Origin of the sequence: Nocardia amikacinitolerans NBRC 108937 (assembly GCF_001612615.1) — a bacterium.
GTDB classification, from domain to species: domain Bacteria; phylum Actinomycetota; class Actinomycetes; order Mycobacteriales; family Mycobacteriaceae; genus Nocardia; species Nocardia amikacinitolerans.
Window position 1 is genome coordinate 76,605 of record NZ_BDAU01000012.1, and the last position, 20,067, is coordinate 96,671.

Annotated in this window: 22 protein-coding genes; 17 read left to right on the top strand and 5 right to left on the bottom strand. The window is 66.2% G+C overall.

The features are described 5' to 3' along the window. Positions 1 to 2: 2 nt before the first annotated feature. Complete coding sequence (locus NAM01S_RS12300) at positions 3 to 221, top strand: MbtH family protein (protein ID WP_067784061.1); 219 nt, start codon at positions 3 to 5, stop codon at positions 219 to 221. A 169-nt stretch (positions 222 to 390) separates the two neighbouring features. On the opposite strand, the gene NAM01S_RS12305 is transcribed toward NAM01S_RS12300, so the two are convergent. Next, positions 391 to 1,773, bottom strand: a complete 1,383-nt coding sequence (locus tag NAM01S_RS12305) for a helix-turn-helix domain-containing protein (protein WP_067784066.1) — start codon at positions 1,771 to 1,773, stop codon at positions 391 to 393. Between the two features lie 255 nt (positions 1,774 to 2,028). On the opposite strand from NAM01S_RS12305, the gene NAM01S_RS12310 reads away from it, so the two are divergent. Both NAM01S_RS12310 and NAM01S_RS12315 read left to right on the top strand, forming a co-directional pair. Beyond that, positions 2,029 to 2,217, top strand: a complete 189-nt coding sequence (locus NAM01S_RS12310) for a hypothetical protein (RefSeq protein WP_067784068.1) — start codon at positions 2,029 to 2,031, stop codon at positions 2,215 to 2,217. A gap of 904 nt (positions 2,218 to 3,121) precedes the next feature. Further along, positions 3,122 to 3,829, top strand: a complete 708-nt coding sequence (locus NAM01S_RS12315; RefSeq protein WP_067784070.1) for a 2'-5' RNA ligase family protein — start codon at positions 3,122 to 3,124, stop codon at positions 3,827 to 3,829. Positions 3,830 to 3,929: 100 nt separating this feature from the next. On the opposite strand, the gene NAM01S_RS12320 is transcribed toward NAM01S_RS12315, so the two are convergent. Both NAM01S_RS12320 and NAM01S_RS34985 read right to left on the bottom strand, forming a co-directional pair. Next, positions 3,930 to 4,517 carry a GNAT family N-acetyltransferase gene (locus tag NAM01S_RS12320; protein ID WP_067784072.1) on the bottom strand — a complete coding sequence of 196 codons (588 nt, stop codon included), beginning with the start codon at positions 4,515 to 4,517 and terminating at the stop codon, positions 3,930 to 3,932. Further along, positions 4,514 to 6,076 carry a helix-turn-helix domain-containing protein gene (locus NAM01S_RS34985; RefSeq protein ID WP_157107718.1) on the bottom strand — a complete coding sequence of 521 codons (1,563 nt, stop codon included), beginning with the start codon at positions 6,074 to 6,076 and terminating at the stop codon, positions 4,514 to 4,516. The genes NAM01S_RS12320 and NAM01S_RS34985 overlap by 4 nt, the downstream gene beginning before the upstream one ends. Before the next feature lie 31 nt (positions 6,077 to 6,107). Between NAM01S_RS34985 and NAM01S_RS35720 the strand changes: the two genes are divergently transcribed. The 3 genes from NAM01S_RS35720 to NAM01S_RS12340 all read left to right on the top strand — a co-directional run bounded on the left by NAM01S_RS35720 (position 6,108) and on the right by NAM01S_RS12340 (position 8,108). Next, positions 6,108 to 6,278, top strand: coding sequence for a hypothetical protein (locus NAM01S_RS35720; RefSeq protein WP_169810846.1), 171 nt, complete (start codon positions 6,108 to 6,110; stop codon positions 6,276 to 6,278). Between the two features lie 167 nt (positions 6,279 to 6,445). Further along, the gene (locus NAM01S_RS12335) at positions 6,446 to 6,742 is read left to right on the top strand and encodes a hypothetical protein (protein WP_157107719.1); all 297 of its coding nucleotides are present in this window, start codon (positions 6,446 to 6,448) and stop codon (positions 6,740 to 6,742) included. A 238-nt stretch (positions 6,743 to 6,980) separates the two neighbouring features. Further along, positions 6,981 to 8,108, top strand: a complete 1,128-nt coding sequence (locus NAM01S_RS12340) for a serine hydrolase domain-containing protein (protein WP_067784083.1) — start codon at positions 6,981 to 6,983, stop codon at positions 8,106 to 8,108. Positions 8,109 to 8,177: 69 nt separating this feature from the next. Here the strand turns inward: NAM01S_RS12340 and NAM01S_RS12345 are convergent, their stop codons facing one another. Further along, a complete protein-coding gene (locus tag NAM01S_RS12345) occupies positions 8,178 to 8,624 on the bottom strand; it encodes an SRPBCC family protein (protein WP_067784085.1) in 447 nt (148 codons plus the stop codon). Between the two features lie 9 nt (positions 8,625 to 8,633). Next, entirely contained in the window at positions 8,634 to 9,542 is a 909-nt protein-coding gene (locus NAM01S_RS12350; RefSeq protein ID WP_067784211.1) for an oxygenase MpaB family protein, read from the bottom strand. A gap of 315 nt (positions 9,543 to 9,857) precedes the next feature. Here NAM01S_RS12350 and NAM01S_RS12355 point away from each other — a divergent pair, with 315 nt between their 5' ends. The 11 genes from NAM01S_RS12355 to NAM01S_RS36535 all read left to right on the top strand — a co-directional run bounded on the left by NAM01S_RS12355 (position 9,858) and on the right by NAM01S_RS36535 (position 20,035). Further along, the gene (locus tag NAM01S_RS12355; protein ID WP_067784087.1) at positions 9,858 to 10,082 is read left to right on the top strand and encodes a hypothetical protein; all 225 of its coding nucleotides are present in this window, start codon (positions 9,858 to 9,860) and stop codon (positions 10,080 to 10,082) included. Beyond that, on the top strand, positions 10,082 to 10,270 hold the full coding sequence (locus NAM01S_RS12360) for a hypothetical protein (protein WP_067784213.1): 189 nt from the start codon (positions 10,082 to 10,084) through the stop codon (positions 10,268 to 10,270). Before NAM01S_RS12355 ends, NAM01S_RS12360 begins: the two co-directional genes overlap by 1 nt. A 429-nt stretch (positions 10,271 to 10,699) precedes the next feature. Further along, positions 10,700 to 11,581, top strand: coding sequence for an MlaE family ABC transporter permease (locus NAM01S_RS12365; RefSeq protein WP_372507950.1), 882 nt, complete (start codon positions 10,700 to 10,702; stop codon positions 11,579 to 11,581). 1 nt (position 11,582) lies between these two features. After that, positions 11,583 to 12,446: an ABC transporter permease gene (locus NAM01S_RS12370; RefSeq protein WP_067784089.1), complete on the top strand. Its 864-nt coding sequence runs from the start codon at positions 11,583 to 11,585 to the stop codon at positions 12,444 to 12,446. 9 nt (positions 12,447 to 12,455) lie between these two features. Beyond that, on the top strand, positions 12,456 to 13,871 hold the full coding sequence (locus NAM01S_RS12375; protein WP_067784091.1) for an MlaD family protein: 1,416 nt from the start codon (positions 12,456 to 12,458) through the stop codon (positions 13,869 to 13,871). Then, positions 13,872 to 14,894, top strand: a complete 1,023-nt coding sequence (locus tag NAM01S_RS12380) for an MlaD family protein (protein ID WP_067784093.1) — start codon at positions 13,872 to 13,874, stop codon at positions 14,892 to 14,894. After that, positions 14,894 to 15,904, top strand: a complete 1,011-nt coding sequence (locus tag NAM01S_RS12385; protein WP_067784095.1) for an MCE family protein — start codon at positions 14,894 to 14,896, stop codon at positions 15,902 to 15,904. The genes NAM01S_RS12380 and NAM01S_RS12385 overlap by 1 nt, the downstream gene beginning before the upstream one ends. Beyond that, positions 15,904 to 17,001, top strand: coding sequence for an MCE family protein (locus NAM01S_RS12390; protein ID WP_067784096.1), 1,098 nt, complete (start codon positions 15,904 to 15,906; stop codon positions 16,999 to 17,001). The genes NAM01S_RS12385 and NAM01S_RS12390 overlap by 1 nt, the downstream gene beginning before the upstream one ends. Then, positions 16,998 to 18,110: an MCE family protein gene (locus NAM01S_RS12395; protein ID WP_067784098.1), complete on the top strand. Its 1,113-nt coding sequence runs from the start codon at positions 16,998 to 17,000 to the stop codon at positions 18,108 to 18,110. Before NAM01S_RS12390 ends, NAM01S_RS12395 begins: the two co-directional genes overlap by 4 nt. Beyond that, on the top strand, positions 18,107 to 19,285 hold the full coding sequence (locus tag NAM01S_RS12400) for an MCE family protein (protein WP_067784100.1): 1,179 nt from the start codon (positions 18,107 to 18,109) through the stop codon (positions 19,283 to 19,285). The genes NAM01S_RS12395 and NAM01S_RS12400 overlap by 4 nt, the downstream gene beginning before the upstream one ends. A 12-nt stretch (positions 19,286 to 19,297) precedes the next feature. Continuing rightward, complete coding sequence (locus NAM01S_RS36535; RefSeq protein ID WP_253798458.1) at positions 19,298 to 20,035, top strand: Rv1363c family protein; 738 nt, start codon at positions 19,298 to 19,300, stop codon at positions 20,033 to 20,035. Positions 20,036 to 20,067: the final 32 nt, after the last annotated feature.

Sequence of the window (20,067 nt, forward strand, 5' to 3'; positions counted from 1 at the left end):
CTATGACAAACCCGTTCGACGATGATGACGCCCAGTTCTACGTCCTCACCAACGCCGAAGGCGAACACTCCCTCTGGCCCATCTTCGCCGCCATCCCCACCGGCTGGACCATCGCCTACGGCGCCGCCCCGCGCAGCACCTGCCTGGAGTACGTCGAAGCCCACTGGACCGACATGCGCCCGAACTCCCTGATCGCCGCCATGACACCCAAATCCGACTGAAGGTGCGGCGCGCCGGTTCGCCATCCCCAAGTGCGCAGCGCGTCAGTACGCGCACGGCAGGAGCGAGGGCACAGGCAGGCCCCGCCGACCGGCGCGCCCTCGGCCCGAACGCGTTTCATCGTGCGTAGGGCGCGAGAGCTCCGGCGATCCGCTGGCGTGGCCGAACCCGCTACACGTCCATCCGCTGGGTGTCGATGACCTCCCGTGCTCGCTGCCGCCACTCGCTCACCGCGCGACCGCTGCCGTTCAGCAGGGCCGAGTCGAATCGCTTGGCGCGCTTGGTGACCGTCAGCCCGACGTAGGTGTGCGCGTCGGTGATGGCGGCGGTGGCGACCGCGCAGGCCTCGTCCACTTCGCCGGAAGCCAACAGTGCGGTCGCGTGTTCGAAACGCACCAGCGCGGGCTCCATCGTCTCCTGCGGGTCGTACCGCGAGATGGCTTCGGCTGCGGCGGTCGCCGTCTCGTCGGGCTTGCCGAGCCTGGCGTATCCGATTGCGCGGTAGAAGGCGAGCTTCTCCGGCCGGAACGAGAAGATGCCGATCGGCAGCTCCTCGGACCCCACGCTGTCCAGCGCCCGTGCGGATTTGTCTATGCAGTGGGCGAATTGGTGTTCGTCACCGAGATCGGCGTGCGCGCGCGCCGCCATGCCCCACAACCAGGCGGCGGCCGCGCCGGTCGCCGGGTCTTGCGCGAGACGTGGATCGAGCAGGCGCAGCACTTCCCTCGGTTTGTCGCTGTAGGTGGGCAGGTAGGCAAGACCGGCGAGCGCGATGTCCTCCGAGTAGCGGTCGCCGATGTCCTGTGCGGCGTGGATGGCGGTGGCGTACCACAGCCGCGCCTGGCCGAAATGCCCCTCGTTGAACAAGATCTCACCGACCACGTTGGCCAGCCGCCCGGCCGTGCGGACCAGCCTGATTTGATGGTGGGTGGCCTGGCGCTCACCGAGACAGGCGCGCACCGTGCGGAATTGGTCGAGCGTGCCTTGCAGCAGCTCGTGCGGCGGCACCTGGACGACATGCTTGCCCAGCGCCGCGGTGGATTCTTCCAGGAAACCGAGCCTGCGCTCGCTCATCGACCCGGCGTCCAGGGTCGCGAGCATCCGCTCCGGTTCGCTTGCCAAGAGTTCGGCAGCGTGTCCCGCCAGACCTGCGCCGATGCAGGCCAGCATTTCCCGCCTTCTCACGTCGTCATCCTCGACTTCCTCGTCGAGCCCGATCGGCGTCGACCGAACCTCCGGTCCGGCCGGCGCTTTGTCCCTACCGAGCTTGATTGTCCGATCGAGCGCCGCGCTCGCATCGTCGGTGTGGCCTGCCGCTTCGCGACCCGCCTTGATCGCACGCTCGAATCGCGTGACGACGACTGAATCGGCCTCGGACAGCACTCGATCGAGGAGTCGCCTGCTTGCGGCGTGCATCCGGGTTGTCCGGCCGTTCTCCCACAAGACCACGGTGCGCGGGGTAACGCCCACCAAACGTGCGAACTCGTAACGACTTCGCTTCATCGCCGTGCGAAGGGCAAGCACGTCCTCGCCCGTCCAGTCGACCTCAACCATAGGACCCGCTTCCTCGCATCAGGCCGATTCACTCGAAAATTACTCGCATTTATCGCATTCCGGACTGTTATGTACCCAATCGCAACGCGCAGTCTGTATTCGCACCCGGCGCCGGGGTTGTGCCCAGACCCTATGGGGGCGCCCGCTCTCCGGAATCCGGCGCACGGTCCCGACGCGGTCATGATCCAGCCGCCTCGAGCGCGATTCCGCCGGCGCCCCCGGCGCCGGGTGCACTGAACTCCGCGGAGGTGGACGATGAACGTACCGCATTCGGACTTGCGCGAACTGTGGCTTGTCCAAAGTCGTGACTGCGCAACGGAACCGCAGGTCCTGGACTACGACAAGGCGAGGTTCATCCTCTCCGTGCACGCAGGCCACGGCAGTGGCTGCCGCCAGTACCTAGCCGCCTCCGCCTACTGCTTCCGGCGCGCCGCAGACAAGTGATCCGATGTACTCGACGCTGTCCATCCTGACCGCGTGCGGTCTGGTCGTCTCCCTCATCGGCATCATCGGAACCTGCGTCGGCGACCCCCGATCCGCCACCGGACACCACGCTCCCACAACACCTTTCACTGTCTCCGAAGCACACCGCGCAATGCAGCTGCACCGCGGTTGCCGAGCAGATGCTTGCCCTCGCAAAGGAGCCGCCTTCCGCACTCTGGTCGCGGCAGGTCGCATTGTCCCCGACACCCGCGCCGACGGTTATTCGACATAGCTCTCGAAAGGTCTGCGCGGCAACCGAAGCCGACAGTTCGCGTGCGGGTAAGACGCTAGACCGCGCGGCTCGGAGAAAGTCGCGCGCCCGGAGTCCGTTGCGCGAATGAATCAAATGCCGTTCAAATCTCCGCAGTGCGAATTGATTTCGGTATCGGTGTCGTACTGGGCGAGGATCAGTCGAAATGGTCGATGGTCACCGTAAAAGTGTCGATCGGCAGCCCAGTCCGGTAGTGCGCCACGCTCATTGCGTCCTTGAACCTCGTTGGCACAGCCGCAACCGGCTCCGTAGTCGCAGAGCAGCCTGGAACCGCTCGGCGGTACACCGCAATTGCCAGCCTGACACGCTGTCACCCACGTCCGTAGTCGAGCATCCAGAGCGCACGATCGACGCCAGAGCGTCTGCCTGTCACCCCCGCAACCACCATTTCTCTCCCGTCGATAGAGAAATGGATTCGACGGTAGTCAAATGGTCGCTAGTTGATCTTCCAACGCCACCATCTGACTCGCCTCGATCGCACGTAGTTGTCCGGTCCGACGAGCGGCGTCGCACGCTGTTCGGGACGACCGCCGGTGCCGCCGCCCGTACACTCGCCGTGCGATGCCCCGCAGACCCGAGGGAGCCCGGCAGCACATGAGCGCCACGTTGAAACGACCGTTCCCGCTGCCGCTTCCTGCGTCGACGTCGCGGGCGGACGCTATTCGCGACAACGATTGGGCGGCCTTTCGGCAGCTGTCGGAACTGCACGACCACTGGACGCTGAAGGCGTGGTCGCCAGGGCAATCCGGCTACTACTGGTATCTGACCTTCGACGACGCCGAATTGGTCGATCTCGTCTCCCGGTGTCAGGCTGCGCTGGTCGATGATGGGATCGATCCTGTTCCGACGGACGGCCTGCACCTCACGGTGCTCGGGTTCGGCAAGACCAGCGAGGTGTCCGACGATCAGTTGTCGGAGGTCGTCGCTGCTGCCCGCGAGACCCTGTCGGACCAAGCGGCCTTCGATCTCGAGATCGGCCCGTTGACCGGTTCTCGTAGCGCGATCCGGTTCTCCGTCGCACCGTGGGACCCGCTGCTGAACCTGCATGGTCGGTTACGCGACGCGGTCGCGACAACCAGACCGGCGAACATGCCGCCGCAGACCACCGAGTTCCGCCCGCACCTCGGCATCGGCTACGTCAATCGACAGCAGTGCGCAGCCCCGCTCATCTCGAGTGTTGCCGCCCTGCGTGGCCTGCCACCGGTAACGGCGCGCGTTGACCGAGTGAGCCTCGTCGAACTACGACGTGAGGGGCGTGCGTACCGGTGGAACGATCAGGCGGAGATCCCACTCGGTGGCTGAGCACTGCGCGATTGCCGCGAAATCCATTGCCGTGGAGCGCTGACCACCTAGTCGCCGTCGACACTCCATCTTCTCAGCCCCCATACGACTCTCGTCGATCTCAGCGTTCGGTGTCGAGGTCCTTGATCAGGACGTCGAAGGTCGGGGCGTTCGGCCAGCTCGGGGTCAGGACCCCGGCGCGTGTCCAGCCCCATTTCCGGTAGGCCGCGTAAGCGCGCTCGTTGGTCGGCTCGACGAGTAGCGTCGCTCGTCGCTCGGGGCGGCTGCCCAACAGTTCGTCGTGCAGGTCTCGTGCCAAGCCGCAGCCGGTGTATTCCGCGCACACCATGATTTCCGACAACGCGAACGTACGGGTTCCGTCCTCGGTGATGAAGTCATCGCGGTCGGCGATGCCGGTGTCGGGCTGAAACCGTTTCCACCACGCCGCGTTCGGGCCGAGCGTCCATCCCCACGTCTGACCGGCGGGCTCGCCGCCGATCACCACGAACACCATCGCGAAACCACTGCCGCGCGCGGGGTCGGTATAGCTGTCGAAACGGTGCATGAACTGCTCGGGCGAATGGAACGGGTCGCCCGATGCGATTGCCTCGACATAGGAACGCCGGTAGATGTCCTCGACGGTGGGACGGATCGTGCGGGCTTGTTCGGCGTCGAGATATCCGAATTCGACGGTGCAGGAAAGGTTCATACCGTAGTCGCTTTCCGGGTCAGGGCGTCGAAACGTTCGCGGAACTCTGATCCATCCGACAGCGCGGCGGTGGCGTGCCGGACGGGTTCGAGCACTTTGAGGGTGCGGGGCGACGACACAGTGCCGGCCAAGTGATCCAGCACCGGCAGTGCTTCCGTGAGGGCTCCATTCAGGTCACCTGCCGCCGCTCGGGCGGACGCCAGCCACGCCCGATCGTTCACTCCGTTTCGCGTCCCGTTGTGCTCGCCGACGGCGGCCTCGAGCAGGTCCACGGCTTTGGCGACTTCGCCGACGCGTCCGAAGCCACGTGCCTCGTGAGCGCGAACCTCACCGTCGTTCACGAACCGTAGCCACCCCGGGCATTCCGCGATCGGTTCGTGCTCGGCAGCCTGATCCAGTTCCCGCCACGCTGTCGTGATCGCGCGTTGAAAGCCCGTGCGGTCGCCGAGAAGTGCAAGGGCTTGGGCTTGTCGAATCGCGACGAGGGCGTGGATCCGTCCCGGCGGACGACCCCGCGTGAGATCGCGCGCTCGGTCGACGAGTTTCAGCGCGTGGTGCGGGCTGGCCTTGCCGTTCCTGCTGAGCGCGATGGATTGGTTCGCGGCGTACAAGCAGGTGTGTGCCATCAGATCGGCGTTGTCGGATTCGCTCGCCAATGCCATCGCATCCGAGTAGCAGCGACGCGCCAGCGGATGTATCTCGGCATCAAAGGCCAACCAACCGGTCAGCACCGCCATTTCACCGACGGCGCTGGTGAACGCGTTACCCGTTGAGGTATCGAACGCACCGGTTTCCAGCCGATTCTTGGCGTGCGCCAACTGCTCGAAGGCGATGCTTACTAACTGTGCACCACCTGCTCGCTGGTCTTCCCGCTCCAGCACGTCTACAGCATCGAGCAGACGGCGTACGTCGGTCATGCCGAGCCGGTCCCCGCTGACGTCCCACGGGTCCAGCATCATGGCAGTCCCCGCCACTGCGGCCAACTTCCCGAACTCACGACGCCTCATGTCATCATCGACTTCCCACGAGTAGATTCCAGGCGCGCTAGCGTGCCGAACTGACACAGCCCCATCACCAGGATGCCCGGAATCCGGCTTCTCGGCGAGGGCGACCCAAAAACGTTCGGCTTGCTCGTCCGACAGGCGCGCGAGTTCGGAATCCAAGTCCGCGGCGGATCTGCCGCTTACCGGCCGAGACTCCGTAGCGCGCTCCCACTTCCGCACAGTCGGAGGCTGGTAGCCGATCCGTTCCGCGAACTCCTCCTGCGTGAGTCGCAGGGCAGCACGACGCAGCGCCTTCACGTGTGCGCCTGTCCAATTGGTAACGATCATGGTCCCCCGTCCCCGTGCCGACGATCCGCGGTAGCAGAACTGTATTACTTGCGTGCGTGTTCTGTGCCTGGGATCGAAAAAGCTGGTCAGCGAGGCTTGAACAGCACCACGGCGTCGGGCCGCAGGCGATTGCTCATCTCGTCTCGGATACGTGAACCGGCCGTGCGGGAGGTCGTGTAGGGCTCGGGCCCGTGCGGTCGGTCCGGCGCCGTGGTGCTCCCTAACCATCGCCAGGGGAGAGGCACGGATGTTGTCGTTGATGGACCGTATCGAGCAGTGGGAAGACGAGTATCGGGACTGCGCGAGCGTTCCGGTCGATCTGGATTTCGAGCGGGCCGCTCTGGTGCTGTCGAGGCACGCGGGGCATGGGCCGTGCTGCGGGCAATACCTCGCCGCGTTGGAGCGTGTGTCGACGGTACTTGGTGAATAGCGTTGTCGAAGAGCATTGTTCGCACGTCTGGGTATGGTGACCGCCCGACGCTTCCGCTGTGGCGAGAACTGTCCGCGGCGTTTCGAGGTGTGACCGGGCGTCGACCGGGTGATCATTTGGTCTTGCGATGGGCGCACGCTCTGGCGCATCTGCATCGCGCCCGAAACATGTTTCCGACCAAGGTTGTTCGTATCGACAAGCGCCGCGCCGATGTGCGGGTACTGATCGACAACTGGGTCATCGTCCATGTCCGACCTCGCCATCCGCAGTCGCCTACAGCCGGGTACGGGCAGGTCGTCGATGACATGGCGGGTGCGTACGTCGCCGCCGAACTCGTGCTAGCCGCGGATCACACCGCCGCCGAGCTCCACGCGTCGTGGTCACGCGTCGGCTACCTCGCCACCCACTGGTCCGACCTCGTCCACTTGGCCGTGGACGGCCAGCCGCCCACCGCGCCGTCATGAATGTGGCCAGCCTCGTCGTGCCCGCTGCCAGCAACTGGTCTCGGGAGGCCGGTGGTCTCGTTGTGACGGCCAAGAGTCGGAGCGGTGGAGCCGGGGTGGGTCGCCGCCCCGACGGTTACAGCGGAGCCACCGATACCGGAGCCGCGGCCAATTCGGCGCGGAGGTGGTCCTGCGGGCTGAGGGGAAGATCGGGGTGGTCCCGGATGTGCGGGGCGCTGGAGGTGCCTACCGTCGAGGTATGCGTTTCGTACCGATCGTTGTGGCTGTTTCCGCGGTGGCCTTGCTGACCGCCGGGTGTGCGGCGGACAGCGCGACGGAGTCGGTTGGGGTATCGGATGCTCGGCTCAGTGCTGTGCAGGAGGACATCGACCGGGTGGTCGGGGCGGGGGTTGTCGGGGCGATCGCGACGGTGACCGAGAACGGCGAGACCGTGGTCCGCACGGCGGGGGTGGCCGACCTGAGCACCGGAGCGCCGATCCCGACGCAACCCGCGCAGCGGACTCGCGTCGGCAGCATCACGAAGACGTTCACCAGCGCGCTGGTGTTGCAACTGGTCGCGGAGGGGAAGGTGCGCCTCGATGAACCGATCGACACCTACCTGCCCGGTCTGCTGCGCGGTGACGGCATCGATGGGCGCGCGATCACGGTCCGGCAGATCCTGCGCCACCAGAGCGGCCTGCCGGACTTCGCGGAAGACCCGCGCGTCGACGAATACCGCGCGGGACTCGAGAACCGCACGATGACGCCCGCCGACGGCATCGCGATGGTCAACAGCGGGCGGGCGGCGTTCGCGCCGGGCGAGCGGTACGAATACAGCAATGCGAATTACTTCGTCGCGGGGCTCCTGATCGAGCGCGTGACCGGGGCCCCGTACGCCGAGGAGTTGGAGCGGCGCATCCTGAAACCGCTGGGCCTCGCCGACACCTACCTGCCCGGTCCTGGCGAACGCGACATCCGCGGCCCGCACCCCGCGGGTTACGCCACCCTGGACGGCGTCGTCACCGACGTCTCCCGCATCGAGCCGTCGATCCCGTGGGCGTCGGGCGCGCTGGTTTCCTCGGGCACTGACCTGAACCGCTTCTACGGCGCGCTGCTGGCGGGCCGGGTGCTGGCCGCGGCGGAACTGGAGCAGATGCGCGACGGCGTGCCGATGGACCCGGAGTCGGGAATGGTCTACGGCCTCGGTCTCGGTTCCGTCCGATTACCCTGCGGCGCGGAGTACTTCGGCCACAGCGGCGGAATCCACGGCTACTACACGGTATCCGGCGCGACCGTCGACGGGCGCGCGATCACCGTAGCCCTCACGAAGGCGCCCGAGACCGAGCCCGACCTCATCGGCATGCTCGAACACGCGCTCTGCCCGTGAGCCTCGGCGCCCACGAGACTCCACGACTTCAGCAGATGAGACCCAGCGCCGCTGAACCGCCCACAGCACTCATCGCAGCCCGAGCAGTTCACCCTGCGCACAGTCCAGCGCCAGCTGGAATCCCGAGGAAACCACGGCCACCATGGCGAGCGTGCACACACCGGGCAGTACCGGCGAAACCACCTCGAAACGCGAAAACCACCGCACCCGAGTCCCTTCGGGTACGGACCGGAACGCCATGAACCCTTCGTCGTGCCGCAGCGGCGGCGTCGACCTGGTGATCCGATATCGCAGCAAGGTCGGCGGCCGATACTCGACGATCTCCTCCGTCAGACGCAGCAGCGGCGTGACCACCACCCGCACCGCACCGCGACCGTGGCAGTGCACATCACCGGGACGAATCAGCGTGACGCGCCGAACCACCGGCACCCGACGGTAATTCGTCGCGTCGGTGAGCCAGTCGAAGACGTCGGTGATCGGCGCTCGAATGGTCCGCGCGATGTCGACGGTGTGCATGCCAAGCCCTCAGACGAGGTTCTTTTCCTTGCGCATCCGGCGACGCAGATCGACCATCAGCGCGTGGCTGCCGCCGTGCCGCAGAAACCGAGGGATGAACCGGTTGACGAAGCCGACGAACACGAACAGGTGCTCGAAGCGGCGCTGATCGGCGGCGGTCCACTCCAACCGCATCTGCTCGCGAAAGTACGGCGCGAGGAATCCGATGGTCAAGAACTTCAACAGGTTTCGGAACGGCAGGCGCAGGTACCAGTGGATCATGCGCAGGTTCAGCAGGTCGTCGACGTAGGCGCGCACGTAGTCGTCGAGGACGGCCTGGCGGCAGGCCTGGTTCCAGTAGACGTCGAACTCGGCGCGCGTCTTGGGCCACATGTCCTCGGTGACCTGAAGCGTGGTGCCCAGCGTCGAGGACGAGGCGTAGAAGGCTTCGGCCTGCTCGTCGCTCATCTTGCCTTGCAGCAGCTGGTAGGTGTCCTCGAAGCCGATGTAAAGGCATGCGGCGACCCACAATTGGAGGTTGCGGTCGAAGGCGTTGTACTTCACCGGTGCGCCCGGCTCGGACCGCACGTGGCGATGCACCGAGTCGACCGCCTTGCGGTAGGCCACGCGCTCTTCGTCGGTGCCGAGGATCGCCACCGCCAGGTACTGGGTGGTGGTACGGGCGCGCTTCCACGGATGCTTCATCAGCGCACCGGATTCCACCTTGCTCTCCGCGACGCCGTAACCAACACCGGGCCTTGCCATTTGCATCGCCACGTTGGCCGCCGCGCCCGCGAACGACCAGAAGTCCAGCGCGTCGGACAGTTTGATCGGCCGCTTGGTGAACGGGCGGTGCGCGGAGCTGATGGGGATGCGCGTCTGCTCCTTGGTCAGTGGCGCCGGTTCGTTCTGGTACGAGGGGTGGGCGACCGCGGTCATCGGAGTCCTTCCGTCGTCTTCCTCGGGTGTGACCACCCATCCGTCGATTATGTTACCGATCATTCTGCATGACAAGGCCGCGTCGTGTTCGGAGTTTGCCCAGTTTCTTGGCGGTGTGAGCGGCTAGAAGTGTGGTCGTGTTCTGATCAAAAATATCCGCGAAGGCCTTCCGCTCCGCAGTGAATCGTGCGTAACATACGGGACCATGCCGGACCGGATCTCAGCGGTCGGGTACGCCGCGACGTCGCGATCTTCTTCGGTGTGCGCGGGTGACCTCGATCGAGTGCGGCCGGTGCAGGAAAGGATGCGACGTACATGCTCAAGAGGCTGGATCGAATATTCAGCTACGAGATGAAGGTTTCCGAGTTCCTCGGGACGCTCATCATCCTCGGAATCCCGTACGGGCTGGTCGGAGTCGTCTGGACGCTGACCCACACGAGTCATCTGCGCGAGATGCACGGCATCGACGTGGTGATCTCGTTCCTCGGATCGATCGTGTGCTGGCCGGTGCTCACCTTCTCGAATGTGTGCATGACCTGATGATGATCTTGGTGTGGCTCATCGACATCTTGGTGATCGGCGTCAAGATCCTCGGTGGGCGGATGAAGGTGAATCCGATTCTGCGCTACGGGCTTTGGCTCACTGTGCTGAGCGCCCTCGCCGCGGGCGTCGCCGCCGTCGGCTACGGATTGGTGGAGTTGCAGCACTTCCTCAGCGAACCGGCGTGAGCGGGTGTACCTGCTCGGGGCGCGGTTCTCTGCGTGAGTACCTGCCAACGGATAAGACCGGGTTGCCCGTGCGCCGTCTACACATATGGGCACCTGCCATCCAGGGGTGCGCTGACCGGACGTTACGTGGATGGTGTCCGGAACGGATGTGATTGTCTGGTCACTTCTCCAGCGTCGAGTGTCTGATATGGGCACGGAAGTACGGCGATCACCTGGACTTCTTCGCAGGTGAAACTGCCACTCGGTAATCGAAGCCAGCTCGTCCCGTGGGGAAGTATCCCCTCGGAAATGTTGAGAATTTCTATTCACATGTGACTTGTGTCGCCCGCCATCACTGTGCAACACTTCACACGCTCCGCGCCCTCGAGGGGGTCACCGTTACCGGTCGGCGAAGTGAGCGAAATCAGGCCGAGAAAGGACTCGGGCAGCGTGACAACCATCGAACGACCTCCGGGTCGGATCGAACCCGGGGACTCTCCGGAGCGCACCGACCTGGAGCAGACCGTCGAGGATCTGAAGGGTCTGTGGCGGCGTCATCCGCAGCGGTCGCTGGAAACACTGGGCAGGCAGGTGATGCTCGGGCGTGACGCGGTGATCGAACTGTTCCGCGCGATCGTCGCCCGGCGCTTCCCGTACCACGAGTTCATCCGGCAGTGCGCCTTCATGTCGAGCGTGTCCGCCGCGCCGACGGTGTTCGTCGCGATACCGATCGCCGTCGTCGTCTCGATTCAGGTCGGGGCGCTGGTCAATCAGGTCGGCGCGACGACGTTCATCGGCGCGGTCGCCGGCCTCGGCATCATCCGGCAGGGTGCGCCGCTGGTCACCTCGCTGATGATCGCGGGCGCCGTCGGCTCGGCAATCTGCGCGGACCTCGGCTCACGCACCATCCGCGAGGAGATCGACGCCATGATGGTGATGGGCGTCGATCCGGTGCGCAGGCTGGTCGCGCCGCGCCTGGTGGCGGCGGTGCTGGTCAGCATGCTGCTGTGCGGGTTCATCGTGTTCGTCGGCTTCGCGACGGCCTACATGTTCAACGTGTACGCCCAATCCGGCACGCCCGGTTCGTTCATCGGCTCGTTCGCGTCCTTCGCGGTGGCCAACGATCTCATCGTCGCGCTGGTGAAAGCGGCCATCTTCGGCGCGCTCACCGCGATCATCGCCTGCGACATCGGTCTGCACGCCAAGGGCGGTCCCGGCGGCGTCGCGAACGCGGTGAACTCCGCGGTCGTCACCTCGGCGCTGATGCTCTTCGCCACCAACATCATCCTCACCCAGCTGTACAACACGCTGTTCCCGACGAAGGTGATCTGAGGTGGGCACGAAGTACACCCCGCCCGCCCTGAAACCGTTCCGGGCCGTCGGTACCGCGGTCGCCGTCCCGTACCGGGCCAACCAGCGACTCGGCCACCAAGCCATCACATTCTTCCAGGCGCTCGCGGCGATTCCGTTCGTGCTCAAGCACTATCGCAAGGAAGTGCTGCGGCTGACCGCCGACGTCGGGTGGGGCAACGGCTCGCTCGTCGTCGGCGGTGGCACGGTGGGCGTGGTGATCATCCTGTGCGCGTTCGGCGGCATCACCGTCGGCATGGAGTCGTTCACCGCGCTCAACCTGCTCACGATGGGCCCGCTGACCGGCGCGATCTCGGGATTCGCCACCACGCGCGAGCTCGCTCCGATCCTGGCGACGCTGGCCTTCGCCATCCAGGCAGGCTGCCGGTTCACCGCGCAGCTCGGCGCGATGCGGATCTCCGAGGAGATCGACGCGCTGGAATCCATTGCCATCCGGCCGCTTCCGTATCTGGTGAGCACCAGGATGATCGCGTCCACGCTGACCATCGTCCCGCTCTACACCGTCGGCCTTGCCATGGCGTACCTGGCGACCAAGCTCTCGGTGCTCTTCCTCGGCGGCACCTCGGCGGGCACCTACGACCACTACTTCTTCCAATTCCTCATCGGGACCGATGTCTTCTTCTCGCTGCTCAAAGTCGTCGTCTTCGTGCTGCTCGCGTCGTTCATCCAGTGCTACTACGGCTACGTCGCCTCGGGCGGGCCGGAGGGCGTCGGCGTCGCGGCCGGTCAGGCCATCAAGATGGTGATCGTCGTGATGGTCTTCGCGAATCTGTTCATGACACTGGCCATCTGGGGCATCGACCCCGGCTTCCGGATCTCGGGATAGGGGCCGCGCATGCTTCTCGATCCCAGTGGCCGCGGGCCGAGCGCCCGCCAGCTCTCCCTGGCCGGCCTGGCCATGCTGACCGCCACCGCGATACTGCTCGGCCTGCTCATGCTGCGCTACAACGGCTTCTTCGAGGACAAGGTCCGCGTCACCGCCGAACTGACCAGCACCGGCGACGGCCTGCCCGCGCGCGCCGACGTGAAGTTCCGCGGCATGGTGGTCGGCACGGTCGCGGCCGTCGAGGTGGTCGCCAAGGGCGAACAGCAGCGCGCCGAGATCCACCTGAAACCCGCCGTCGCGCCGACGATTCCGGCCGGAGTCACCGCCAGGGTGGTACCCAACAACTTGTTCGGCGTCACCGCGATCGAACTGGTCGACAACGGCTCGGCGGGAGCGAAACTCGCTGCTGGAGCCGTGATCCCGGAGGACACCAGCACCGCGACGATGCAATTGCAGACCACGCTCACCGTGCTGCGCGACGTGCTCGACAACATCCAGCCCGAGAAGCTCGGCCGGGTGCTCGCGACCCTCGCAGCCGCACTCGATCCCGCCGCGCGCGTGCCGGGTTCGACGATCGAGCGGCTCGATCGCTGGGTCACGGAAGTGCGCGCGATACCCGGTGTCGGCGAGCTGCTCGGCGATCTCGGCCGTGCCACAACGGAGCTCAGCAAGTCGGCGCCCGACTTGGTCGGCGTGCTCGCCGAATCGGTGACGGCGGCCCGAACGCTCACCGAGCGCCGCGACAACCTCGTAGCGTTGCTGGCCAACGCGAGCAGCACCATCGACTCGGTCAATTCCTTGTTCGCCCGAAACCCGGATGCGGCAAAGGATCTGGTTCCCGGCTTGGACGAGCTGTTCGGCAGCTTGGCCCAGGACCCGCAGGCCATCCCGGACACCGCGCGCAACCTCAACGCGTCGCTGGCGAAGCTGGCCACCGTGTTCCACTTCGGCCCGAGCCGCCAGATGGTGTGGAAGATGGACGTCAGCTTCACGCCGTTCCAGCAGTACACTGCCGCGGACTGCCCGACCTACGGCTACCTCACCGGCCCGCGGTGCGGCGGCCCGACGGTGCCTGAAGTCGCACCGGAGCAGGAGTATCCGGCACAGTTGCAGCCGCGCTGGCTCGACGCGGCGGGTCCGCAGCCAACGCTCACTCTCCCGGGAGTCGAAGGGGCGCCTGCGCTTCCTGGCCTCCCCGCCATTCCCGGCCTGGCCATTCCCGGTCTCCCCGCGATTCCCGGAATCACCGTGCCCGCCACGGGCACACCGGCGGCGCGGCCGATCGCGGGCGGCCGAGGGCACGCCGGAGTCGCGGCGATCGTCGGCGGCCAACCCACCGCCGCGCAGCTCCTGCTGCTGACGCCGCTGCTGGCCGGCGGGTCGGTGACCGTGTACGACACCTCACGCACCGAAGGGGGCAACTAGATGAAATCCAGAAAAGCCCTCGCGGGCTTCGGCTTCTTCGCCGTGTTGGCCATCACGCTGACCTACACCATCTGGTCTACCTTGCAACGCTCGGTGCCCGGTGACACGCACACCTACTCCGCGACCTTCTCCGACGTAATGGGCGTGCGTGTCGGTGACGACGTCCGGATGGCGGGCGTGCGGGTCGGCCGCGTCGACCGGATCGACTTCGACGACGACTACAAGGCGGTCATCGATTTCCGCATCCAGGACCGCCAGCGGCTGACCACGTCGACCAAAGCGCTTGTGCGATACCAGAATCTGATCGGTCAGCGCTACATCGCGCTCGTCCCCGGCGAGGATGAGGGCGATCCGCTGCCGCCCGGCGGCCACATCACGCTGGCGAACACCGAACCGTCCTTCGACGTCTCGGCGCTGCTCTCCGGTTTCGAGCCGCTGTTCAGTGTGCTGCAACCCGATCAGGTGAACTCGCTGTCGGAGACGCTGATTCAGGCGCTACAGGGCGATGGCGTCTCGCTGAGCGCGCTGATCACCCAGGCCGCCGATCTGGCGGGCACCTTCGGCCAGCGCGACCGCATCCTCGGCGAGGTGATCACCAACCTGAGCAGCGTGATCGCCGGATTGGCCAACCGCTCAGCGGAATTGGAGACGCTCATCGCCCAGTCCAGGGCGCTCGTCGAGGCGCTCTACGCCGAAGGCGAGTCGCTGAAGCAGTCGGTCGATCTGGTGGCGAAGTCCACCGACTCGCTGGTCTCGCTCATCGCGCAGGTCCAGCCCGACCTGGCAGGGGCGCAGAACGACGCGACCACCGGCATCGCCATGCTGCTGCTGAACGGCGCCGCGCTGGACAAGGCCGCGGTGCAGTTCCCGACCCTGCTCAACGCGCTGGCCCGCTTCACCAGCTACGGCGCGTACGGCAACGCCTACATCTGCCGCCTGGACGTCTCGCTGTGGGGCGTGCTGCTCCCACCGGGCCTGGTCTCGCAGGTCGGCGGCGAATCCCAATCGGAGGTGTGTCGATGATGGCGCGGATTCGATTGCCGAGGTACTCGACGAACCGCTACCTCTGGCTCGGCGTGCTCGCCGCTGGCTTCGTCGCGCTGCTGCTGGTCGGATCCAGCGTGGTGTCCGAGGCGCGGCTGTCGGACAAGACGATCAAGGCCGAGTTCGCCCAGGCGGCGGGACTGCGGGCGGGCGCGACGGTCGACGTGTCTGGCATCGAGGTCGGTCAGGTCCGCGCGGTGCGGCTGGACGGCGACAAGGTGGTCGTCGATCTGCGCGTGCGCCGCGATCTGCGACTCGGCTCGAACGCGCGGGCCGCGATCAAGATGTCGACCATCCTCGGCAGGCTGCACATCGAGCTCACACCGGGCGACGGAAAGGGATTGCCGGACAACATCATCCGGCTGGCGAACACCTCGGTTCCGTACAACCTCGGCAAGGTCATCCAGGACCCGCAGTACAAGTCGTCCTTCGAGCGGATCGAGCGGATCGATCCGGACAAGCTGCGTCAGGCGTTGGACGTGTTCGACCAGCAAATGGGCGACTCGCCGCAGCTGACCGTCGCGGCGCTGGACAGCATCGGCGCGCTGGCCAAGGTGATCAACGACCGCCGCGACGAGGTCGACCTGCTGCTGAAGAGCATGGACGAGGTCTCGCAGCTGGTCGCGGACAACCAGAACAGCGTGCTGCTGCTGCTCACCCGCGGTGAGGCGATCGGCAACGCGGTCGCGCTGCGCCAGGACCTGCTGCGCCAGCTGCTCGACAACGTCGCGGCGCTGTCGGCGCTCCTCCAGGAGATGGGCATCGAGAACAACGACCAGCTCGGGCCGCTCATCCAGAACCTGAACACGATGACCGAGGGGCTGGAGAAGAACCGGGAGAACCTGGACCGGCTGTACGAGATCATGCCGGTGGCCATGCGCCAGTTCAACAACGCGCTCGGCAACGGGCCGTACGGCGAGGTCTGGGCGCCATGGGTTTTCCCGGACAACTGGCTGTGTTTCGCGCAAGCGGTACCGGGGTGCAACTGATGACTATTCGTGGAGTACTGAAACTGGCCGCCCTCTGCGTGGTCGCGGCGGTGAGCAGCGGCTGTTCGCTGCTGCCCGAGAGTGTGAGTTCGCTACCCGACCGATATCTCGGCGAACAATTGCGGATCAGCGCGGATTTCGAGAACGTGGCGGGTCTGTACGCGGGCAACGAGGTGGCCGTTCTCGGTGTTCCGGTGGGCCGGGTCGACACCGTCACCGCGCGCGGCAGCTATGTCGAGGTCACCATGTCCATCGACAAGGACGTCGAGGTGCCCGCCGACGCCATCGCCGCGCTGGTCTCCCCGCAGCTGATCACCAACCGGCACGTCGAGCTGGCACCGGCCTACACCGGCGGCCCGACCCTCGCCGACGGAGCGCACATCCCGTTGGCGCGCACCAGGACTCCGGTCGAACTGGACCGGATCCTGGAGAATTTCGACCAGCTCGGCGCGGCGCTGAAGGGCGACAACGAGAACGGGCCGATGGCGAGCCGGGTGCTGTTCCCGCTGCTCGACGGCAACGGCGACCGGTTGCGCGAGACGCTCGACGCGCTCTCCGCCGCCTTCGAGGTGACCCTCGCCAACAAGGACCAGATCGCCAACACCATCGTCAAACTCAACGAGATCACCCAGGTGATCGCTTCCAACGACCAAACGGTGCGCGACTTCAGCGGCAGGCTCACCGAATTGGTGCGTTTGATGGGTGAACAGTCGCCCGGCCTGCACGCGGTGCTGACCCAGCTCAACGATTTCGTGAACAACACCTCGACAGTGGTCGGACAGAACCGAGACCAGTTGGCGGGCGCGCTCACCCGTTTCGTCGCGATCACCGAACAGATGCGCGCGAACTCGCGCCAGCTCACCGAGATCGTCGACGTCACACCGCTGTTCTTCGAGAACATCACCAACGCGATGAGCCGCGAGCATCAGGCCGTCCGACTGCACGGCCTGCTCGACAAAGCCGTGCTGGACGGTGAAGCGCTCGCACTGTTCTGCGAGCGAATTCAGCTGCGGCTGGACGGCTGTCGCACCGGAAAGATCCAAGACATGGGACCGGACTTCGGTCTCACCGCCGCACTGCTGGGGATTGCGAAATGAGGACTAGGGCGGCGTTGCGCCGCACCATCGCGGCCGGGCTCGTCGCCGCGAGCATCGGCGCCGCGACCGGCTGCGCGGTGACCGTGGACAACGTGCCGCTGCCCAAGCCGGGCATCGGCGCACCCGGCTACAAGATTCACGCCGCCTTCCGCGACGCGCTCAATCTGCCGGATCGCGCGCACGTCAAGATCGGCGGCACCGACATCGGCGTGGTGACCGCGATCAGCACCACCAACTTCGTCGCCGACGTGGAAATGGAGATCCGCGAGGACATCAGGCTGCCGCGCGGCACCACCGCGGAACTGCGGCAGGCCACCCCGCTCGGCGACATCTTCGTCGCCATGACCCTGCCCGTCGCGCAGGACAACACGGAGATGCTGCGCCCGGGCGACACCATCGGCACCGAGCACACCTCCGCTGGTGCGTCGGTGGAGCAGCTGATGGTGTCGATCTCCATGCTGCTCAACGGCGGCGGGCTCAATCAGGCCGCCAAGATCACCGCCGAGATGAACTCCATGTTCGCGGGGCGAGCGCCGCAGCTGTCGCACCTGCTCATCGAATTGAGCAGTGCCATCGATGCCTTGAACCGGCGCACCGCCGATATCGACAGCGTGCTCTCCGGCGTCAACCTGTTGACCGGCGAATTGGCGGCGCGCAAAGCGGAACTCGGCGAGGCGGCCGACACCTTCCCTGCGCTGCTCGCGCTGTTCGCCGAGAACAACAGGGATATCTCGGCATTGATCGGCAAGGTGTCGGTGACCATGTCCGCGCTCGGCGATTTCACCGAGACGACCGGGCCGGAGTTCGTCGGCCTCTTCGACAGCATTCAACGGCTGATGTCCGGATTCACCCAGATGGGCGAGGAATTGGGACAGGCGCTGGAACGCTTCGATCAGATGTATCCGTCGGTCATGGCGTCGTTCGACGGGCCGAATCTGTCGGTGGCGGCCACGGTTTCGTATCTCAGCCTGGGCGCGCTGACCGATCCCAGCGGTAGCCGTCCGCCGGAGCTCGGTGACGTGCCCGCCTTCATCGGCAGCCTCGCACAGGTCATCGAGAAAGTCATCGGCAGGCTCACCAGCCCGCCGCGCACGGAGGGCGGACGATGAACATCCCGCTCTGGAATTACCTGGTACGCAAGCGCATCGCCGTCGCCAACCTCGGCCTCGTATTGGTTCTCGTCGCGGGCTCGGTCTACTTGAGTTCGCAGGTGCTGCGCTTCAACCCGGTGCCGAACACGTACCTGGTCACCGTGCAGTTGCAGACCTCCGGCGGGTTGCTGGCGAACAACGACGTCACGTTCCGCGGCACCAGGATCGGGCTGGTGCGCGAGGTCCGGGTGGCCGACGTCGGCATCGAGGCCGTCGCCGAAATCCAGTCCTCGGCGCGCATTCCGGTCGGCGGCACCGTCGCGGTCGGTCGCCTGTCCGCCGCGGGGGAGCAGTACCTGGATTTCCGGCCGGACTCCGACACCGGTCCCTTCCTCGCTGACGGCGATGTGGTGCCGGTGTCGCGGACGAAGGCGCCGGTCTCGGTGCAGTCCGTGCTGGCGAACGTGAGCGGCATGATCGGCGGGCTGAATCCGCAGCGGCTCACCGTGATCGTCGACGAACTGGACAAGGCGTTGGCGGGCGGTCCGGATCGGCTGCGCAACATGATCTCCGGGATCAGCAGGGCCATGGCGGGTCTCGACGGCCTGCTGCCGCAGACCAGGCAGTTGATCGAGAACCTCGAGATCATCGCGGAGACGACCTCGCACGCCCAACCCGACCTGACGACCCTCACCACCGGTGCGGGCGCGCTGTTCGAACAGCTGACCGCCGCCGATCAGGAGGTCCGGCGCTTCCTCGACCTGGCGCCCGGCCAGCTGGCGACGCTGGGCGGCTTCGTGGCCGAGACCGAGGACCCCGTGACCAATCTGGTGACGAACTTCGTGGCCATCACCAAGTCGGCGAAGCTGCGCCAGCCCGCCATCGCGGCGCTGTTCCCCGCGCTGCGCACCGGCACCGAGGCGATCGGCATCCCGGCGCACGACGGCGCGTTCCACACCCTCGTCGACCCCTGGCCGCGGCCGACCTGCGACTACGAGACGATCCCCGTCGTACCGACGCTGGCAACCACCGACACCAGGGTGCGGCTCTACAACTACTGCGTCACCAGCAATCCGGCGCTTCAGGTGCGCGGTTCGGCCAACGCACCGCGGCCCAACGTGCCCGACAACGGTTCCGGCCCGCCGCCGGGTGTGACCGGAAACGAACTGTCCCGACCCGTTCCCGGGCGATAGGAAGGAAAAGCCATGAGTGACAACGATGTCGACAAAGGCGCCGCGCCCGTGACGACGGGCGCGGCGGACACCGGGTCTGCGGAGCAGGCCGCCGCGGATACCGAGGCGCAGGCTGCGCTGTCCACCGACAAGTCCTCCGCGGATGTGAAGGACACTGCGGTGGCGGCCACCGCCATCGCGTCCGCAGATGCGAAAGGCACTGCGGTGAAGTCGAGTTGGCGTGATCGTCTGCGTATCCCCGGCGGAACCAAGGGCGTCGTCGCGGCACGCGCCGCGGTAGCCGTCCTGCTGGGTGGCGCGATCGCGTCCACCGGATACTTCTTCGTGCAGAACAAGGACAACGAGGCCCTGCTCGCGGCGCACGAGGAGGCAAGGGCGGCGGCCTGCGCGTACGCGCCCGTGCTCGCGAACTACGACGCGAAGAACCTCGATGCCTACTTCACCGCGGTGCTGGACGGCGCGACCGGCGACTGGAAGAAGCAGTTCGACGACACCAGCCGCGAGCTGAAAGAGGTGCTGTCCCAAGGCGAGGTGGTCTCCAAGACCAACGACGTGCAGTGCGCGGTGAAGACCGGCGACGAGACCTCGGCCGAGGCGATCGTGGTGATCGGCCAGACCATCACCAGCGTCGGCACCCAGGGCAAGCCCGCGCCCGGCCAGCTGTCCATGGTGATGCGCATGGCCAAGGTGGACGGCAAGTGGTTGGTCAACAAGGTGAACTCGCCGCTCGTACCCGCTCCGCAGCAATAGGTTTCGGCCGCGCGGCCGCGCAGTGCGGCGGG

Excerpts from the sequence above, each read along its gene's own strand:
- NAM01S_RS35720 (WP_169810846.1), top strand. The coding sequence starts at position 6,108 with ATGGACCGTATCGAGCAGTGGGAAGACGAGTATCGGGACTGCGCGAGC.
- NAM01S_RS12345 (WP_067784085.1), bottom strand. The coding sequence starts at position 8,624 with ATGCACACCGTCGACATCGCGCGGACCATTCGAGCGCCGATCACCGAC.
- NAM01S_RS12335 (WP_157107719.1), top strand. The coding sequence starts at position 6,446 with ATGTTTCCGACCAAGGTTGTTCGTATCGACAAGCGCCGCGCCGATGTG.
- NAM01S_RS34985 (WP_157107718.1), bottom strand. The coding sequence starts at position 6,076 with ATGGTTAGGGAGCACCACGGCGCCGGACCGACCGCACGGGCCCGAGCC.
- NAM01S_RS12350 (WP_067784211.1), bottom strand. The coding sequence starts at position 9,542 with ATGACCGCGGTCGCCCACCCCTCGTACCAGAACGAACCGGCGCCACTG.
- NAM01S_RS12375 (WP_067784091.1), top strand. The coding sequence starts at position 12,456 with ATGCTTCTCGATCCCAGTGGCCGCGGGCCGAGCGCCCGCCAGCTCTCC.
- NAM01S_RS12360 (WP_067784213.1), top strand. The coding sequence starts at position 10,082 with ATGATGATCTTGGTGTGGCTCATCGACATCTTGGTGATCGGCGTCAAG.
- NAM01S_RS12340 (WP_067784083.1), top strand. The coding sequence starts at position 6,981 with ATGCGTTTCGTACCGATCGTTGTGGCTGTTTCCGCGGTGGCCTTGCTG.
- NAM01S_RS12385 (WP_067784095.1), top strand. The coding sequence starts at position 14,894 with ATGGCGCGGATTCGATTGCCGAGGTACTCGACGAACCGCTACCTCTGG.
- NAM01S_RS12380 (WP_067784093.1), top strand. The coding sequence starts at position 13,872 with ATGAAATCCAGAAAAGCCCTCGCGGGCTTCGGCTTCTTCGCCGTGTTG.
- NAM01S_RS12305 (WP_067784066.1), bottom strand. The coding sequence starts at position 1,773 with ATGGTTGAGGTCGACTGGACGGGCGAGGACGTGCTTGCCCTTCGCACG.
- NAM01S_RS12355 (WP_067784087.1), top strand. The coding sequence starts at position 9,858 with ATGCTCAAGAGGCTGGATCGAATATTCAGCTACGAGATGAAGGTTTCC.
- NAM01S_RS12395 (WP_067784098.1), top strand. The coding sequence starts at position 16,998 with ATGAGGACTAGGGCGGCGTTGCGCCGCACCATCGCGGCCGGGCTCGTC.
- NAM01S_RS12310 (WP_067784068.1), top strand. The coding sequence starts at position 2,029 with ATGAACGTACCGCATTCGGACTTGCGCGAACTGTGGCTTGTCCAAAGT.
- NAM01S_RS12390 (WP_067784096.1), top strand. The coding sequence starts at position 15,904 with ATGACTATTCGTGGAGTACTGAAACTGGCCGCCCTCTGCGTGGTCGCG.
- NAM01S_RS12400 (WP_067784100.1), top strand. The coding sequence starts at position 18,107 with ATGAACATCCCGCTCTGGAATTACCTGGTACGCAAGCGCATCGCCGTC.
- NAM01S_RS12315 (WP_067784070.1), top strand. The coding sequence starts at position 3,122 with ATGAGCGCCACGTTGAAACGACCGTTCCCGCTGCCGCTTCCTGCGTCG.
- NAM01S_RS12300 (WP_067784061.1), top strand. The coding sequence starts at position 3 with ATGACAAACCCGTTCGACGATGATGACGCCCAGTTCTACGTCCTCACC.
- NAM01S_RS36535 (WP_253798458.1), top strand. The coding sequence starts at position 19,298 with ATGAGTGACAACGATGTCGACAAAGGCGCCGCGCCCGTGACGACGGGC.
- NAM01S_RS12320 (WP_067784072.1), bottom strand. The coding sequence starts at position 4,517 with ATGAACCTTTCCTGCACCGTCGAATTCGGATATCTCGACGCCGAACAA.